This is a genomic window from Burkholderia sp. SRS-W-2-2016, from assembly GCF_001931485.1.
In the GTDB taxonomy this organism is placed as follows: Bacteria; Pseudomonadota; Gammaproteobacteria; order Burkholderiales; family Burkholderiaceae; genus Paraburkholderia.
On record NZ_MSDV01000107.1, the window covers coordinates 1 to 1293 of the forward strand.

The following is a 1293-nucleotide window of genomic DNA, read 5'->3' on the forward strand; positions in this document are numbered from 1 at the left end:
CCGCGGCCGAGTGCCAAGGATCTGTCCACGGATGCCTTCGCGCTATCACCCAGCGCGGTGGCGCCGTCACCGGTCGCAATCGAATTCGTGCCAATGGCAATGGCGCTCCATCCACCTGTCGGGTTAAGCGAGTCGGCACTCGCCGAGCGGCCGATGGCGATACTGTTCCCGTTTATCGTTTTGGCGCCATCGCCCACTGCTACCGAACCGGTTGCCCCCGCAGTGGCTGCATTGCCGAACGCGGCCGAATTGGCTGCTGCTGCAGTAGCCGAGTTGCCGAGTGCCGTGGCATTGGAATTCAACGCTGCCGCGGCCCTTCCCAACGCAGTGGCATTGTCGCTCGAACTGAAAGCATTCGGGCCCAGCGCGGTGGAATACGTGCCGCTGCTGGTCGAAAATTGCCCAAACGCAGTCGAATAGTCACCTGAGGCCGAGGCTGATCTGCCTATCGCGGTTGCACGAGCACCCGAGGCGACGGATAGCTGCCCCACCGCTATAGCGGCGCTTCCTGATGCAACCGACGTGTCGCCCAGCGCGGTCGAGGACGTGCCCGCAGCCATGGCGGACTTGCCCAGCGCAGTGGCGTACTGACCCGAAGCGCTCGCCAACTGACCCAGCGCCGTTGCGGACGCCGCAGCGGTTGCCGCCGAGTCGCCGATCGCCGTCGACGAGGCGCCATTGGCATTGGCCTGATAGCCCACTGCAATGGCCTTGTCGCCGGTTTCCTGAGCCTGGTAACCCATCCCGATCGCGTAGCTGCCCGGTGTCTTCACGCTGGTACCCAGCGCGTATGACCCTTGTCCGGATGCAGACGCATTCCAGCCCAGCGCAAACGCATCCGAATTGATCGCATGCGCACCGCTGCCGATTGCGACGGATCGCAGACCCGTGGCCGACGCGTTCGTGCCGATCGCCGACGCGTCCGAGGCGGTGGCGTAAGCGCTCTGACCGATAGCGGTGGCGTGACCGCCCGTTGCCGTTGCGCCGGCGCCAATTGCCTGTGAGTAAGAATCCGCGGTTGCCAGAGGGCCAATGGCAACGGAGAAACCACCTGTCGTCTTGGCATGATCGCCAACGACCACCGTCGCGCCGCTGTTGGTCGTCGCCGAGCTGCCAATTACGGTTGCACAAGTGCCCGTCGTGCTGAGCGACGACGGATTTCCGCTCGGATCCGTTCCTCCACTGAGTGTGGTGCACGAACCGCCGGTCGCGCTGGCATTGTCGCCAACAACTGTCGAGCCTGAATTGGCGGTCGTCGCATTGGTGCCAATTGGCGTAAAAGCGAACGCACTG

Annotated in this window: 1 pseudogene; it reads right to left on the bottom strand. The window is 64.1% G+C overall.

Annotation, left to right across the window (positions count from 1 at the left end):
• Positions 1-1293 (bottom strand): annotated as a pseudogene (locus tag BTH42_RS35300) (hypothetical protein); the annotation flags it as partial.